Here is a 15,106-nt window from a genome sequence, read left to right on the forward strand (position 1 = left end):
CGGGCATTGTTAATTCAGAGCGGATAAATAGTGACGCCGCCATCCGGCAAACGTGCTGGATGACAGACAAAAAACCGGAGGCACTGCCTCCGGTTTTACTATTGCCGATAATACGCGCGATTACGCGACGTCTTCGTACTGTGGAACCGGGTTACGGAAGCTTTTAGTTACGCACGCCAGATAAATCAGCCCGATACCTGCCCAGATCAGGCCCAGTACCATTGAGCTCTCTTCCAGGTTAACCCACAACGCACCAACCGTGAGCGCGCCGCACATCGGCAGGAACAGATACTGGAAGTGATCTTTCAACGTTTTATTACGCTTCTCACGGATCCAGAACTGCGAAATCACCGACAGGTTAACAAAGGTAAACGCGACCAGCGCACCAAAGTTAATCAGCGCCGTCGCCATCACCAGGTCAAAATTAATCGCCAGCAGCGCGATCGCCCCGACCAGGATGATGTTCATCGCTGGCGTACGCCATTTCGGATGAACGTAACCGAAGAAGCTTTTCGGGAATACGCCGTCGCGCCCCATTACGTACATCAGGCGCGCTACGCCTGCATGCGCAGCCATACCGGAAGCCAGTACGGTGATAGTAGAGAAGATCAGCGCGCCCACCTGGAAGGTTTTACCCGCCACGTACAGCATGATTTCCGGCTGAGACGCATCCGGATCTTTAAAGCGAGAGATATCCGGGAAGTACAATTGCAGGAAATAGGTTGCAAAGATGAAGATCAGGCCGCCAATCAGCGCGGTCAGGAAAATCGCACGCGGGATCACGCGCTCAGCATCTTTGGTCTCTTCCGACAGGTTACTGATGCCGTCAAAGCCAGTAAAGGAGAAGCACAGGATCGTCGCTCCCGTAATCATCGGGATAACGTGCGCATCGCCGGACCAGAACGGACGGGTGCTCGCCAGCGTACCGGCGCCTTCGCCTTCAAATACGCCATAAACCACCATGCCCAGAATGACCGCAATCAGCACCACCTGTAGCACTACAATCACGGTGTTGAAGTTAGCGACCGATTTGAGGCTGCGCAGGTTAAAGGCCGTCATAAAGGCCACCAGCGCCACAACAAACACCCATGACGGAATGGAGGGCACCAGCGCTTCAAAATAAATTTTCGCCAACAGAATGTTGATCATCGGCGCGAACAGATAATCGAGCAGAGAAGACCAACCCACCATAAAGCCAACGGTCGGGCTGATGGATTTCTGGGCATAGGTGTACGCCGAACCCGCGGAAGGGTAGCGACGCACCAGTTTCCCGTAGCTCAACGCCGTAAACAGAATCGCGATTAACGCGAATGCATACGCCGTCGGTACGTGACCGTCAGTGAGGCCTGAAACGATACCAAATGTATCGAACAGCGTCATCGGCTGCATATAGGCAAGACCCATCATTACAACCGGAACTAACGTAAGCGTTTTACGTAATTCCACGCGAGAGGTGTTTGGAGTAACGTTATGCGACATGGTCATTCTCCTTTACGGCGAATGCCGTCGCGTAAGCAAAAAATTGCCCCATTTTCTGGATTCCTCAGCGACAACAACTGTCGATTTTTAAGTAAGTATCTATCCGGTACGAAGCCCGGCCTCTTGGTATTGAATGATGTGTTTGAAGCAAAAAAATAACCGACGCGTATTAAAACGTCGGTTAGTGTCATTTTTTGCAAGCGGCGTATTCTGCCCTAAATTGAAGTGAAATGACAAGAGAATGCGAGCGCGTTCAAAAAATTATTTTTCATAAGCGATTGATTTTTAAACCGGCGATTTTGCATACACCCCAGCAATAGCATTATTTGCTAAAATTTCATCCCGCCACCAGCCGCTGGCCAGCCCGGCGGTCTGTTCATTCCAGCCAACCCACACCGGTTCATAGACGATTTGCGCCACCACTTTCTTCTCTATAAGCGCGCCGCTTTCCAAAAATCGCTGCGCCAGATAACGCGGTAAATAGCCGCATCCCAGGCCGCTAATTTGCAGCTCCAGCTTGGTTTTAAAATCAAACACGGTAATCGCTTCCTGAGCGTCGAGCAGTTCAGACCCTATTGATCGCGAGGAATGGACGCTATCGCCAACCACAATCGCGCGAAAACGTTTGATCGTCTGGCGGCTAAGCGGTTCCTCTTCATGAACCAGCGGATGATGCGGAGCGACAGCAAACACCAGTTCAAGATCGCCCAGTCTTGCAAAGCCAAAGCCGGTGTCAGGCGGCGGCGCGCGCATGGCGCCAACAATAATATCCGCCCTTCCCTGCGTCAGCGTCTCCCATGAACCGCCGAGAACGCCATTAACAAATTTAAGGCGCGTTACGCTGTGGCGTTGATAAAAAGCGTCGATAAGCGGGGCCAGAAGAGAAAAGGGAAAGGTATCATCCACACCTATGACCAGTTCGTTCTCCCAGCCTTCATGCAGTTTAATCGCCTGCTTTTCCAGCTCGCGAACGGTGTGCAGCACTTCACGGCCTTTTTCCAGTAGCATCTTACCGGTTCGCGTAAATCGCGCGCGGTGCCCGCTACGGTCGAGCAGTTGGATATTAAGATCGTTTTCCAGCTTATGAACGGTATAACTGAGGGCGGACGGCGTTTTAAATAATTTTGCCGACGCCGCCGCGAAGCTGCCTTCTTTTTCTAACGCATCAAGAATAATCAGAACGTCCAGCAGTGGTTTCATACTCGTCCCCTTGCGCTATATGGCGACCACCTGCTGGACAGCGACTCACTCCATCGGCATCACCAACGGATCGGGATATTGATATTCAAATCCCAGCTCATTACAAATCCGGCTACCGTCGATAATCTTCCCTTTGCCGTTGTCCGGTGCGTCACGAAAATGCGGCGGCGCCATTCCCAGCAAGCGCGTCATTTGCGGATAAAACACATTGCGGGCTGGATGCGCCGGCGCACATATATTATAGATGTGCCCCCCTTTTGGCGCCTGTAGCAAGAGGGTAATTGCGCCAACCACGTCTTCAAGATGCACCAGATTGACCCCGTGTTGACCATCCGGCGCGGTTTTTCCGGCAAAGAAACGACCGGGATGGCGTCCAGGCCCGACCAACCCCGCCAGCCGCAGAATATCTACTGACGTGCCCGGCAGATTATGCAGCCAATCTTCCAGTTCCTTCAGGGTACGCCCGCTGGCCGTGACCGGATTACGCGGCGTATTCTCTTTCACCACGCCTTGCGCATCGCCGTAAACAGACGTCGAACTGGTAAAAATAATACGCGGGATACGATAAGCCAGCGCGCTGTCGACCAGCTCCTGCATCGCCTGCAGATAAAAATCCTCTCCCGGACCGCTACGGCGCGCGGGCAGTGTTATCACCAGCGCATCGACATCCAGCAGAGCGTCAAGATCGTCCGCCTCACAGACCAGCTCCGGCTCCAGACGCAGCGGATAGCTTTCAATTCCACTCATACGGGCCGCTTCCACCCCGTCAAGGGTGGTTTTGCTGCCGGTAACCTGCCAGCCTCTCGCTGCCAGCGACATTGCCAGCGGCATGCCTAACCAACCTAAACCGACAATTGCGACCTTTTTCATCCATTTTCTCCTGACTTTAACGCCTCATACATAAGGCTACGCCAGCCCGCCGTGACTGACAATTCATACTATAAATGCGAAATGAAAAAAGCGCTTGCTTTAAGGCGTAAAAGTGGTTTAGGTTAAAAGGTATCAAATGAATAAGCATTCATCGGAATTTTTATGACACGCGTTCAATTTAAACACCACCATCATCACCATCATCCTGACTAGTCTTTCAGGCGATGTGTGCTGGAAGACATTCAGATCTTCCAGTGGTGCATGAACGTATGAGAAAGCCCCCGGAAGATCATCTTCCGGGGGCTTTTTTTTGGCGCGCGATACAGACCGGTTCAGACAGGATAAAGAGGAACGCAGAATGTTAGACAACACCCGCTTACGCATAGCTATTCAGAAATCAGGCCGTTTAAGCGATGATTCACGAGAATTGCTGGCCCGCTGCGGCATAAAAATTAATTTACACACTCAGCGCCTGATTGCGATGGCGGAAAACATGCCGATTGATATCCTGCGCGTGCGTGATGATGACATTCCGGGTCTGGTGATGGATGGCGTGGTCGATCTCGGCATTATCGGCGAGAACGTGCTGGAAGAAGAGCTACTCAACCGCCGCGCGCAGGGCGAAGATCCGCGCTATTTTACCCTGCGCCGTCTTGACTTCGGCGGCTGCCGTTTATCGCTGGCAACGCCGGTTGACGAAGCCTGGGACGGCCCGGCCGCGCTGGACGGTAAACGTATCGCTACCTCTTATCCGCACCTCCTCAAACGCTACCTCGACCAGAAAGGCGTCTCTTTTAAATCGTGTCTGTTAAATGGTTCTGTCGAAGTCGCGCCGCGCGCGGGGCTGGCCGACGCTATCTGCGATTTGGTCTCTACCGGCGCGACGCTTGAAGCTAACGGCCTGCGTGAAGTCGAAGTTATCTACCGCTCTAAAGCCTGTCTGATTCAGCGCGACGGTGAGATGGCACAGAGCAAGCAACAGCTGATCGATAAATTGCTGACCCGTATTCAGGGCGTGATTCAGGCGCGCGAATCGAAATACATCATGATGCACGCGCCAAGCGAACGCCTGGAAGAGGTTATCGCCCTGCTGCCAGGCGCCGAAAGGCCGACAATCCTGCCGCTGGCGGGCGAGCAACAGCGCGTGGCGATGCACATGGTCAGCAGCGAAACGTTGTTCTGGGAAACCATGGAGAAACTGAAAGCGCTTGGCGCCAGCTCGATTCTGGTACTGCCGATCGAGAAGATGATGGAGTGATCTGACGCCTGATGGCGCTGCGCTTATCAGGCCTACGTAATGCGTTGATATTTTGGGTTCTGTAGGCCGGATAAGGCGGAACCCTGTGATGGAGTAAAGACCATGAGCTTCAATACCCTGATTGACTGGAACAGCTGTAGCCCTGAACAGCAGCGTGCGCTGCTGACGCGTCCGGCGATTTCCGCCTCTGACAATATTACCCGGACGGTCAGCGATATTCTGGATAATGTAAAAACGCGCGGTGACGATGCCCTGCGTGAATACAGCGCTAAATTTGATAAAACAGAAGTGACAGCGCTACGCGTCACCCCTGAAGAGATCGCCGCCACTGGCGCGCGTCTGAGCGACGAATTAAAACAGGCGATGGCCGCTGCCGTCAAAAATATTGAAACGTTCCATTCCGCGCAGACGCTACCGCCTGTAGATGTGGAAACCCAGCCAGGCGTGCGTTGCCAGCAGGTTACGCGTCCCGTCACGTCTGTCGGTCTGTATATTCCCGGCGGCTCGGCTCCGCTCTTCTCAACGGTGCTGATGCTGGCGACGCCGGCGCGCATTGCGGGATGTCAGAACGTGGTTCTGTGCTCGCCGCCGCCCATCGCTGATGAAATCCTCTATGCGGCACAACTGTGTGGCGTGCAGGAAATCTTTAACGTCGGCGGCGCGCAGGCGATTGCCGCTCTGGCCTTCGGCAGCGAGTCCGTACCGAAAGTGGATAAAATTTTTGGCCCCGGCAACGCCTTTGTAACCGAAGCCAAGCGTCAGGTCAGCCAGCGCCTCGACGGCGCGGCTATCGATATGCCTGCCGGGCCGTCTGAAGTACTGGTGATCGCCGACAGCGGCGCAACACCGGATTTCGTCGCTTCTGACCTGCTCTCCCAGGCTGAGCACGGTCCGGATTCCCAGGTGATTCTGCTGACGCCTGATGCTGACATTGCCCGCAAGGTGGCGGAGGCGGTAGAACGTCAACTTGCAGAACTGCCGCGCGCGGACACCGCCCGGCAGGCCCTGAGCGCCAGTCGTCTGATTGTGACCAAAGATTTAGCGCAGTGCGTCGCCATCTCTAATCAGTATGGGCCGGAACACTTAATCATCCAGACGCGCAATGCGCGCGATTTGGTGGATGCGATTACCAGCGCAGGCTCGGTATTTCTCGGCGACTGGTCGCCGGAATCCGCCGGTGATTACGCTTCCGGAACCAACCATGTCTTACCGACCTATGGCTATACTGCTACCTGTTCCAGCCTTGGGTTAGCGGATTTCCAGAAACGGATGACCGTTCAGGAACTGTCGAAAGCGGGCTTTTCCGCTCTGGCATCAACCATTGAAACATTGGCGGCGGCAGAACGTCTGACCGCCCATAAAAATGCCGTGACCCTGCGCGTAAACGCCCTCAAGGAGCAAGCATGAGCACTGAAAACACTCTCAGCGTCGCTGACTTAGCCCGTGAAAATGTCCGCAACCTGGTACCGTATCAGTCCGCCCGCCGTCTGGGCGGTAACGGCGATGTCTGGCTGAACGCGAATGAATTCCCGACAGCGGTGGAGTTTCAGCTCACCCAACAAACGCTTAACCGCTACCCGGAATGCCAGCCAAAGGCCGTGATTGAAAACTACGCGCAATATGCTGGCGTAAAGCCGGAGCAGGTGCTGGTCAGCCGCGGCGCGGATGAAGGGATCGAGCTGGTGATCCGCGCCTTCTGTGAACCGGGGAAAGACGCCATTCTCTACTGTCCGCCCACTTACGGTATGTACAGCGTCAGCGCCGAAACCATTGGCGTAGAGCGCCGGACGGTTCCCGCGCTTGAAAACTGGCAGCTGGATCTACAGGGGATTTCCGACAACCTTGACGGCACAAAAGTGGTATTCGTTTGTAGCCCCAATAACCCCACCGGGCAACTTATCAACCCGCAGGATCTGCGCACGCTGCTGGAGTTGACACGCGGTAAAGCGATAGTCGTCGCCGACGAAGCTTATATTGAGTTTTGCCCACAGGCCACGCTGACAGGCTGGCTGGTTGAATATCCTCATCTGGTTATCCTGCGCACATTGTCGAAAGCTTTTGCGCTGGCGGGTCTGCGCTGCGGCTTTACGCTGGCTAATGAAGAGGTGATCAACCTGCTGTTAAAAGTGATCGCCCCTTATCCGCTTTCTACGCCAGTGGCGGATATCGCCGCCCAGGCGCTGAGTCCGCAGGGAATAAACGCAATGCGCGATCGCGTGGCGCAGACAGTGCAGGAACGTCAGTATCTGGTGAATGCCCTGCAACAGACCGCCTGCGTAGAACACGTCTTTGACTCTGAAACCAACTATATTCTGGCGCGGTTTACCGCCTCCAGCAGCGTGTTTAAATCCTTATGGGATCAGGGCATTATCTTACGCGATCAGAATAAACAACCTTCTTTAAGCGGCTGCCTGCGGATTACGGTCGGCACCCGCCAGGAAAACCAGCGCGTCATTGACGCCTTACGTGCGGAGCCAGTATGAGTCAGAAGTATCTTTTCATCGACCGGGACGGAACCTTGATTTCCGAACCGCCGAGCGATTTTCAGGTAGACCGCTTTGATAAACTGGCCTTTGAGCCAGAGGTGATTCCCGTATTGCTGAAGCTGCAAAAAGCCGGTTTTAAGCTGGTGATGATCACTAACCAGGATGGACTTGGCACGCAAAGTTTCCCGCAGGCGGACTTCGACGGACCGCACAACCTGATGATGCAGATTTTCACCTCTCAGGGCGTACGCTTTGATGAGGTGCTGATCTGCCCTCACCTGCCCGCAGACGATTGCGACTGCCGCAAGCCCAAAGTGAAGCTGGTGAAGCGTTATCTTGCGGAACAAGCGATGGATAGCGCCAACAGCTATGTGATTGGCGATCGTGCGACCGATATCCAGCTCGCTGATAATATGGGCATTACTGGTTTACGCTATCACCGTGAAACATTGAACTGGACGATGATTGGCGAACAGCTAACGAAACGCGATCGTTATGCGCATGTGGTCCGCAACACCAAAGAGACACAGATTGATGTCAGCGTCTGGCTGGATCGCGAAGGCAACAGCAAGATTAATACCGGCGTCGGCTTCTTTGACCATATGCTCGATCAAATCGCCACCCACGGCGGCTTTCGCATGGAGATTACCGTTAAGGGCGATCTCTATATCGACGATCACCACACGGTAGAAGATACCGGACTGGCGCTCGGTGAGGCATTAAAACTGGCACTCGGCGACAAGCGCGGTATCTGCCGTTTTGGCTTTGTACTACCGATGGATGAATGTCTGGCGCGCTGCGCGCTGGATATTTCCGGTCGTCCGCATCTGGAATATAAAGCTGAATTTACCTACCAGCGTGTGGGCGATTTGAGCACAGAGATGATTGAACACTTTTTCCGCTCACTCTCTTACACGATGGGCGTCACTCTGCATCTCAAGACTAAAGGTAAAAACGATCACCACCGTGTCGAAAGTTTGTTTAAAGCCTTTGGTCGGACGCTACGCCAGGCTATTCGCGTGGAGGGCGATATATTACCGTCCTCGAAAGGAGTGCTGTGATGAACGTCGTCATCCTTGACACCGGCTGCGCCAATTTAAGCTCGGTAAAATCCGCCGTGGCGCGCCACGGTTACACCCCGGTGGTCAGCCGCGAAGCGGAAATCGTATTACGCGCTGACAAACTCTTTCTGCCCGGCGTCGGCACGGCGCAGGCCGCTATGGATCAACTGCGCGAACGTGAACTGATCGACTTAATTAAAGCGTGTACTCAGCCGGTACTGGGTATCTGCTTAGGGATGCAACTGCTGGGTCGTCGCAGCGAAGAGACGCGCGGCGTGGATCTGCTGAACATTATCGAACAAGACGTGCCGAAAATGACCGACTTTGGTCTGCCGCTGCCGCACATGGGCTGGAATCGCGTGTATCCGCAGGCGGGCAACCGGCTGTTTCAGGGCATTGAAGATGGCGCCTATTTTTACTTTGTTCACAGCTACGCGATGCCGGTCAACCCGTGGACTATCGCCCAGTGCAATTACGGCGAGCCGTTTACCGCGGCGGTACAGAAAGATAATTTCTTCGGCGTACAGTTCCATCCGGAACGTTCGGGCGCGGCGGGCGCACAGTTGCTGAAAAACTTCCTGGAGATGTAATGATTATTCCGGCATTAGATTTAATTGACGGCACCGTGGTGCGTCTCCACCAGGGCGACTACGCCCGGCAGCGGGATTACGGTAACGATCCCCTGCCCCGTTTGCAGGATTACGCCGCCCAGGGCGCCGGGGTGCTGCATCTGGTAGATCTGACCGGCGCTAAAGATCCGGCTAAGCGACAGATACCGCTGATTAAAACCCTGGTCGCGGGCGTGAACGTGCCTGTTCAGGTCGGCGGCGGCGTGCGTACCGAAGAAGACGTTGCGGCATTACTGAAAGCTGGCGTTGCCCGTGTGGTCATCGGTTCAACGGCGGTGAAATCCCCTGACGTGGTGAAAGGCTGGTTTGAACGTTTTGGCGCGCAGGCGCTGGTGCTGGCGCTGGACGTTCGCATAGACGAACACGGCAACAAGCAGGTGGCGGTTAGCGGCTGGCAGGAAAATTCCGGCGTCTCGCTGGAACAACTGGTGGAGACCTATCTCCCCGTCGGCCTGAAACATGTACTGTGTACCGATATTTCTCGCGACGGCACGCTGGCGGGCTCTAACGTTTCGCTGTACGAAGAGGTATGCGCCAGATATCCGCAGATCGCCTTTCAATCCTCCGGCGGTATTGGCGATATCGATGATATTGCCGCCCTGCGCGGCACCGGCGTGCGCGGGGTGATTGTCGGGCGCGCGCTGTTAGAAGGGAAATTTACCGTTAAGGAGGCCATCCAATGCTGGCAAAACGTATAATTCCGTGTCTGGATGTTCGTGATGGTCAGGTGGTAAAAGGCGTACAGTTTCGCAACCATGAGATCATTGGCGATATCGTTCCGCTGGCCAAACGCTATGCCGACGAAGGCGCGGACGAACTGGTGTTCTATGACATTACCGCCTCCAGCGATGGCCGCGTAGTCGATAAAAGCTGGGTGGCGCGCGTTGCCGAGGTGATCGACATTCCGTTTTGTGTAGCGGGCGGTATCCGGTCAATTGACGACGCCGCCAAAATTCTTTCTTTCGGGGCGGATAAGATCTCTATCAACTCCCCGGCGCTGGCTGACCCAACGCTGATTACCCGTCTGGCTGACCGTTTTGGCGTACAGTGCATTGTCGTCGGGATTGATACCTGGTTTGACGACGCCACGGGGAAATACCATGTTAACCAGTATACCGGCGATGAAAACCGTACCCGCGTGACGCAGTGGGAGACGCTGGATTGGGTGCAAGAGGTACAACAGCGCGGCGCGGGGGAAATCGTCCTGAATATGATGAACCAGGACGGTGTGCGTAACGGTTACGATCTGACGCAGTTGAAAAAAGTCCGTGACGTTTGCCGCGTGCCGCTGATCGCCTCCGGCGGCGCGGGCACGATGGAACACTTTCTTGAGGCATTCCGTGATGCCGATGTCGACGGCGCGCTTGCCGCCTCCGTTTTTCATAAGCAAATCATCAATATTGGCGAATTAAAAGCGTACCTGGCAGGCCAGGGCGTGGAGATCAGGATATGTTAACAGAGCAACAACGCCGCGAGCTGGACTGGGAAAAAACCGATGGCCTGATGCCAGCCATCGTGCAACATGCGGTATCCGGCGAAGTATTGATGCTGGGCTATATGAACCCACAAGCGCTGGACAAAACCATTGAATCCGGCCATGTCACGTTCTTCTCACGCACGAAACAGCGTTTATGGACCAAAGGCGAAACCTCAGGCCATGTGCTGAATGTCGTCAGCATTGCGGCAGATTGCGACAACGATACACTGCTGGTGCTGGCAAACCCTGTCGGGCCGACCTGCCACAAAGGTACCAGCAGTTGCTTTGGCGACGCCAGCCATCAGTGGTTATTCCTGTATCAACTGGAGCAGCTACTGGCAGAGCGCAAAACCGCCGATCCGGCCAGCTCTTACACGGCGAAACTGTACGCCAGCGGTACCAAACGTATTGCGCAAAAAGTTGGCGAAGAAGGTGTAGAAACCGCGCTGGCGGCCACCGTCAATGATCGTTTTGAATTAACCAATGAAGCGTCTGATTTGATGTACCACCTGCTGGTGCTGTTGCAGGATCAGGATCTCAACCTCACCACCGTGATCGACAATCTTCGTAAGCGTCATCAATAAGCGTAAAAAACCGGGCAATGCCCGGTTTTTTAATGAGAAATTTTACCTTTCGAAGCCGACCACCATCCGGCAAAGAAGCTTACAAGGCTTTTGGCTTATAGCTACGTAGCGCATTGCGCCCCAGCACAATCCCGGCGCCGATCATCCCGCCCAGCAACACAGCCAGCACGAGGGTAATGGCTTTTTTCGGGCTATCGCGACGGACCGGCAGCGTCGGCTTCATCACATAACGATAGACGTGCACCGTATCGGCAGTCACTTTCAGATTTTTAATGTCCAGCAGTGTCTGCTTCGTCTGGTAATAGGCCGGAGAAAAGACCAGTGGACGCGTCGCTTCGTTCTGTATCATCGATTTTAGCGCATCGCTCCCCAGCAGGAACATCGTGTCCTGGGTAACATCCTGGGTTTGCTGAATCTGCGGCTGCGTGATTTTAGCCTCATCCGCATAGCGCAACGCTTCTTCGATTTGCTTAATACGCAGATCTTTTTGCTCCTGCGCCACAACTTCCTGCGTCTCAAGGGACTCCTGCAACGTTTTGGTTTGCAGCGTGATATTATCTTTCAGGTCAACTTCCAGTTCCTTAGCGACCTCTTCATCCACCTGTTGGATATATTCCGCCAGCCGACGCTGCGCCCCTTCAGCGGTAGTACTCACATAAGAAACCGAGAGCGGCAGCGCCTGCCCCTTTACTGACTGTTCAATGGTGAGCTTTTCCGGCTCTTTCTGATTATCCAGCGCTTCCGATAATGCGGAAAACGCAGAGCTAAAGCGGCTTATAAAATTCGCCTGCACTTCAGAGATTTTGGGGGCATTCCCGCCATACAAGACGTTGAGCGCGTTGGTATAGGTGGCAACCTGCGCGGCATCAGGTTGGGTAATAATCGCCGTGGATGTCCATTTTTCTTTGGCTATCATCAGGTAGCCTACGGCCAGCAAAATGGCGATAATAACGGCTACAATAATGGTCATCTTCCCACGCCATAACTGTAGCAATAACTCAATCAAATCAATCTGTTCCGGATCGTTCCCACGCCCGGAAGACGTATTACTATCCACTGTCATAGATACCCTAACTAAAAAAAGGATGAAGCTGGAGACAGTGTAGTCATAAAGCAAATATATGCCATAGGATTAATGATAAAAATCAGACATTATTTCCATTTGGTCAATAAATCATCGGGACTCATCAGCCCCGATTGCCTTATTAATCACTACCGAAAAGATCGCGGGTATACACTTTTTCAGCGACATCCAAAAGCTCTGCCGCCATCCTGTTGGAAATAATGACATCCGCCTGCTGTTTAAAGCAGTGCAAATCACGTTCAAGACGTGAGTTAAAGAAAGTATCTTCTTCCATTACCGGCTCATAGATGATGACCTCTACGCCTTTCGCTTTAATGCGCTTCATAATCCCCTGAATCGATGAGGCGCGGAAGTTATCGGAGCCACTCTTCATAATCAGGCGATAAATGCCCACCACTTTAGGCTTTCTGGCGAGGATAGCGTCGGCAATAAAATCTTTACGCGTACGGTTTGCTTCAACGATAGCGGAGATAATATTATTAGGCACCGACTGATAATTAGCCAGCAACTGTTTGGTATCTTTTGGCAAACAATATCCGCCATAACCAAAAGAGGGATTATTATAATGATTGCCAATACGCGGGTCGAGGCACACCCCTTCAATAATTTGTCGGGTATTTAATCCTAACGTTTCAGCATAGCTGTCTAATTCATTAAAATAAGCGACTCGCATAGCGAGATAAGTATTGGCGAAAAGTTTAATGGCTTCCGCTTCAGTGGAGTCCGTAAACAGCGTTGGAATCTCCTGTTTAATAGCGCCTTCCTGGAGTAATGCGGCAAATTCTCTGGCGCGCTCAGACTGTTCCCCAATCACGATACGGGAGGGATAAAGGTTATCGTAAAGGGCTTTACCCTCACGTAAAAACTCCGGAGAGAAAATGATATTTTCTGTCGCAAACTTCTGACGCATTGCCGCCGTGAAGCCAACCGGCACCGTAGACTTAATAATCATCACGGCTGCGGGGTTGATGCTGATCACATCCTGAATGACCGATTCCACACTGGACGTATTAAAATAGTTGGTTTTGGGATCGTAATCCGTAGGCGTAGCAATAATGACGTAATCTGCATTCTGGTACGCATCAAACTTATCCAGCGTTGCCCTGAATCTGATGTTATCTTCCTTTAAAAATTGCTGAATTTCTTTATCAACAATCGGAGATATCCGATCATTTAACAGTTCAACACGGGAAGGAACAATGTCTAACGCCACCACATCATGATGTTGTGCAATAAGCAAACCATTAGACAAGCCAACATAACCCGTCCCGGATATCGTGATTTTCATTATTCGCTCTCAGAATTAACTTAATTATGAATCATGATGTATTTCGCATCCTGATAAGATATTAAAGTTTTAACGCCTGAGTATATAAAGTGCAACGCAGACGAAAACAATTCAGATTATCTTCATTACGATAAACACAGATTATTAAGTTAATATTAAGCAAAAGCGATAAATCAATAAGAATAGAGATAAAAAAAAGCCCGGTATTAAACCGGGCTTAAACATTTTTGCAGAAATTACTCCAACCATTCGGTATGGAAAATGCCTTCTTTATCAGTACGTTTATAGGTGTGCGCACCAAAGTAGTCACGCTGCGCCTGAATTAAGTTAGCTGGCAGTACTGCGGCGCGATAGCTGTCATAGTAGGCCACTGCCGCAGAGAATGTCGGCACCGGAATGCCGTTCTGCACCGCGTAAGCCACAACATCACGCAGCGCCTGCTGGTACTCATCAGCAATTTTCTTGAAGTAAGGCGCTAACAGCAAATTGGCAATACCAGCGTTTTCTGCGTAGGCATCGGTGATTTTCTGCAGGAACTGAGCGCGAATGATACAACCCGCACGGAAAATCTTAGCAATCTCGCCGTAGTTGAGATCCCAGTGATATTCATCAGACGCGGCGCGTAACTGCGAGAAGCCCTGCGCATAGGAGACGATCTTGCCAAGATACAGCGCGCGACGCACTTTCTCGATAAATTCCGCTTTGTCGCCCGCCGGCTGCGCTTTCGGGCCGGAGAGCACTTTAGATGCGGCAACACGTTGCGCTTTCAGCGAAGAGATGTAACGCGCAAAGACAGATTCGGTAATCAGCGACAGCGGTTCGCCCAGATCCAGCGCGCTCTGGCTGGTCCATTTACCGGTCCCTTTGTTGGCGGCTTCATCAAGAATGACATCCACCAGGTAGTTTCCGTTTTCATCTTTTTTAGTGAAGATGTCTTTAGTGATGTCGATCAGATAACTGCTCAGCTCGCCGTTATTCCACTCGGTAAAAGTGTTCGCCAACTCTTCATTGCTGAGGTTCAGGCCGCCTTTCAGCAGGGAGTAAGCTTCAGCGATAAGCTGCATATCGCCATATTCAATACCATTGTGGACCATCTTGACGTAGTGACCAGCACCATCGGCGCCGATATAGGTCACGCACGGTTCGCCATCTTCCGCCACAGCAGCAATCTTCGTCAGGATCGGCGCCACCAGTTCATAGGCATCTTTCTGACCGCCAGGCATGATAGATGGCCCTTTCAGCGCGCCCTCTTCACCACCGGAAACACCGGTACCGATAAAGTTAAAACCTTCCGCAGACAGCTCGCGATTGCGACGGATTGTGTCCTGGAAGAAGGTGTTACCGCCATCAATAATGATATCGCCTTTTTCCAGATACGGTTTCAGCGAATCGATAGCTGCATCAGTACCTGCGCCCGCTTTCACCATTAACAGGATACGACGAGGCGTTTCGAGGGATTCAACAAACTCTTTCACCGTGTAATAAGGCACCAGCTTTTTGCCGGGATTCTCGGCAATCACTTCTTCGGTCTTTTCACGGGAGCGGTTGAAAACGGAGACGGTATAACCACGGCTTTCGATGTTGAGCGCGAGGTTGCGCCCCATCACTGCCATACCGACGACGCCGATCTGTTGCTTGGACATTACATACTCCTGTCAGGTGTGGAAACCCTGCCACAAACGGTCATGGC

The 15,106-nt window shown here is 52.7% G+C and carries 16 protein-coding genes and 1 other annotated feature; of the genes, 9 read left to right on the forward strand and 7 right to left on the reverse strand.

From position 1 onward, the window contains the following. Positions 1 to 120: 120 nt before the first annotated feature. The 4 genes from plaP to ABVN44_RS02485 form a co-directional block, all read right to left on the reverse strand. The gene (gene plaP / locus ABVN44_RS02470) at positions 121 to 1,479 is read right to left on the reverse strand and encodes a putrescine/proton symporter PlaP (protein ID WP_001519005.1); all 1,359 of its coding nucleotides are present in this window, start codon (positions 1,477 to 1,479) and stop codon (positions 121 to 123) included. Next, a complete protein-coding gene (yoeI, locus tag ABVN44_RS02475; protein ID WP_096335044.1) occupies positions 1,469 to 1,531 on the reverse strand; it encodes a membrane protein YoeI in 63 nt (20 codons plus the stop codon). Before yoeI ends, plaP begins: the two co-directional genes overlap by 11 nt. A gap of 233 nt (positions 1,532 to 1,764) precedes the next feature. Then, complete coding sequence (locus tag ABVN44_RS02480) at positions 1,765 to 2,679, reverse strand: LysR family transcriptional regulator (protein WP_000803316.1); 915 nt, start codon at positions 2,677 to 2,679, stop codon at positions 1,765 to 1,767. A gap of 45 nt (positions 2,680 to 2,724) precedes the next feature. Next, the gene (locus ABVN44_RS02485) at positions 2,725 to 3,549 is read right to left on the reverse strand and encodes an SDR family oxidoreductase (RefSeq protein ID WP_000754712.1); all 825 of its coding nucleotides are present in this window, start codon (positions 3,547 to 3,549) and stop codon (positions 2,725 to 2,727) included. 162 nt (positions 3,550 to 3,711) lie between these two features. Here ABVN44_RS02485 and hisL point away from each other — a divergent pair, with 162 nt between their 5' ends. The 9 genes from hisL (at position 3,712) to hisIE (ending at position 11,044) form a co-directional block, all read left to right on the forward strand. Further along, positions 3,712 to 3,762: a his operon leader peptide gene (hisL, locus tag ABVN44_RS02490; protein ID WP_001364200.1), complete on the forward strand. Its 51-nt coding sequence runs from the start codon at positions 3,712 to 3,714 to the stop codon at positions 3,760 to 3,762. Further along, positions 3,738 to 3,861 (forward strand) — a sequence feature (His leader region). (Overlaps the previous gene by 25 nt.) 46 nt (positions 3,862 to 3,907) lie before the next feature. Next, a complete protein-coding gene (hisG, locus tag ABVN44_RS02495; protein ID WP_000886600.1) occupies positions 3,908 to 4,807 on the forward strand; it encodes an ATP phosphoribosyltransferase in 900 nt (299 codons plus the stop codon). 102 nt (positions 4,808 to 4,909) lie between these two features. Then, on the forward strand, positions 4,910 to 6,214 hold the full coding sequence (gene hisD / locus ABVN44_RS02500; protein WP_023231306.1) for a histidinol dehydrogenase: 1,305 nt from the start codon (positions 4,910 to 4,912) through the stop codon (positions 6,212 to 6,214). Next, the gene (gene hisC, locus ABVN44_RS02505; RefSeq protein ID WP_000102715.1) at positions 6,211 to 7,290 is read left to right on the forward strand and encodes a histidinol-phosphate transaminase; all 1,080 of its coding nucleotides are present in this window, start codon (positions 6,211 to 6,213) and stop codon (positions 7,288 to 7,290) included. Before hisD ends, hisC begins: the two co-directional genes overlap by 4 nt. Beyond that, positions 7,287 to 8,354, forward strand: a complete 1,068-nt coding sequence (gene hisB / locus ABVN44_RS02510; RefSeq protein ID WP_023231305.1) for a bifunctional histidinol-phosphatase/imidazoleglycerol-phosphate dehydratase HisB — start codon at positions 7,287 to 7,289, stop codon at positions 8,352 to 8,354. Before hisC ends, hisB begins: the two co-directional genes overlap by 4 nt. Next, positions 8,354 to 8,944 (forward strand): imidazole glycerol phosphate synthase subunit HisH, encoded by a 591-nt coding sequence (gene hisH / locus ABVN44_RS02515; RefSeq protein ID WP_001103591.1) that lies wholly within the window; start codon positions 8,354 to 8,356, stop codon positions 8,942 to 8,944. Before hisB ends, hisH begins: the two co-directional genes overlap by 1 nt. Continuing rightward, the gene (gene hisA, locus ABVN44_RS02520; RefSeq protein ID WP_000586406.1) at positions 8,944 to 9,681 is read left to right on the forward strand and encodes a 1-(5-phosphoribosyl)-5-[(5-phosphoribosylamino)methylideneamino]imidazole-4-carboxamide isomerase; all 738 of its coding nucleotides are present in this window, start codon (positions 8,944 to 8,946) and stop codon (positions 9,679 to 9,681) included. Before hisH ends, hisA begins: the two co-directional genes overlap by 1 nt. Next, positions 9,663 to 10,439, forward strand: coding sequence for an imidazole glycerol phosphate synthase subunit HisF (gene hisF, locus ABVN44_RS02525; RefSeq protein WP_000880125.1), 777 nt, complete (start codon positions 9,663 to 9,665; stop codon positions 10,437 to 10,439). Before hisA ends, hisF begins: the two co-directional genes overlap by 19 nt. Further along, positions 10,433 to 11,044: a bifunctional phosphoribosyl-AMP cyclohydrolase/phosphoribosyl-ATP diphosphatase HisIE gene (gene hisIE, locus ABVN44_RS02530; RefSeq protein ID WP_017441797.1), complete on the forward strand. Its 612-nt coding sequence runs from the start codon at positions 10,433 to 10,435 to the stop codon at positions 11,042 to 11,044. Before hisF ends, hisIE begins: the two co-directional genes overlap by 7 nt. Positions 11,045 to 11,123: 79 nt before the next feature. Here the strand turns inward: hisIE and wzzB are convergent, their stop codons facing one another. From wzzB to gndA, 3 genes are all read right to left on the reverse strand, one after another. Then, positions 11,124 to 12,107 carry an LPS O-antigen chain length determinant protein WzzB gene (wzzB, locus tag ABVN44_RS02535; protein ID WP_023231304.1) on the reverse strand — a complete coding sequence of 328 codons (984 nt, stop codon included), beginning with the start codon at positions 12,105 to 12,107 and terminating at the stop codon, positions 11,124 to 11,126. Between the two features lie 142 nt (positions 12,108 to 12,249). Next, complete coding sequence (gene ugd / locus ABVN44_RS02540) at positions 12,250 to 13,416, reverse strand: UDP-glucose 6-dehydrogenase (protein ID WP_000704825.1); 1,167 nt, start codon at positions 13,414 to 13,416, stop codon at positions 12,250 to 12,252. 236 nt (positions 13,417 to 13,652) lie between these two features. Further along, positions 13,653 to 15,059, reverse strand: a complete 1,407-nt coding sequence (gndA, locus tag ABVN44_RS02545) for an NADP-dependent phosphogluconate dehydrogenase (protein WP_023231303.1) — start codon at positions 15,057 to 15,059, stop codon at positions 13,653 to 13,655. Positions 15,060 to 15,106: the final 47 nt, after the last annotated feature.

Source organism: Salmonella sp. SJTUF15570 (assembly GCF_043357055.1).
In the GTDB taxonomy this organism is placed as follows: domain Bacteria; phylum Pseudomonadota; class Gammaproteobacteria; order Enterobacterales; family Enterobacteriaceae; genus Salmonella; species Salmonella enterica.

Bases quoted from the DNA above. Each gene is read 5' to 3' on its own strand.
- plaP (WP_001519005.1), bottom strand. From the start codon at position 1,479: ATGTCGCATAACGTTACTCCAAACACCTCTCGCGTGGAATTACGTAAA.
- ABVN44_RS02480 (WP_000803316.1), bottom strand. From the start codon at position 2,679: ATGAAACCACTGCTGGACGTTCTGATTATTCTTGATGCGTTAGAAAAA.
- ABVN44_RS02485 (WP_000754712.1), bottom strand. From the start codon at position 3,549: ATGAAAAAGGTCGCAATTGTCGGTTTAGGTTGGTTAGGCATGCCGCTG.
- hisG (WP_000886600.1), top strand. From the start codon at position 3,908: ATGTTAGACAACACCCGCTTACGCATAGCTATTCAGAAATCAGGCCGT.
- hisD (WP_023231306.1), top strand. From the start codon at position 4,910: ATGAGCTTCAATACCCTGATTGACTGGAACAGCTGTAGCCCTGAACAG.
- hisC (WP_000102715.1), top strand. From the start codon at position 6,211: ATGAGCACTGAAAACACTCTCAGCGTCGCTGACTTAGCCCGTGAAAAT.
- hisB (WP_023231305.1), top strand. From the start codon at position 7,287: ATGAGTCAGAAGTATCTTTTCATCGACCGGGACGGAACCTTGATTTCC.
- hisH (WP_001103591.1), top strand. From the start codon at position 8,354: ATGAACGTCGTCATCCTTGACACCGGCTGCGCCAATTTAAGCTCGGTA.
- hisA (WP_000586406.1), top strand. From the start codon at position 8,944: ATGATTATTCCGGCATTAGATTTAATTGACGGCACCGTGGTGCGTCTC.
- hisF (WP_000880125.1), top strand. From the start codon at position 9,663: ATGCTGGCAAAACGTATAATTCCGTGTCTGGATGTTCGTGATGGTCAG.
- hisIE (WP_017441797.1), top strand. From the start codon at position 10,433: ATGTTAACAGAGCAACAACGCCGCGAGCTGGACTGGGAAAAAACCGAT.
- wzzB (WP_023231304.1), bottom strand. From the start codon at position 12,107: ATGACAGTGGATAGTAATACGTCTTCCGGGCGTGGGAACGATCCGGAA.
- ugd (WP_000704825.1), bottom strand. From the start codon at position 13,416: ATGAAAATCACGATATCCGGGACGGGTTATGTTGGCTTGTCTAATGGT.
- gndA (WP_023231303.1), bottom strand. From the start codon at position 15,059: ATGTCCAAGCAACAGATCGGCGTCGTCGGTATGGCAGTGATGGGGCGC.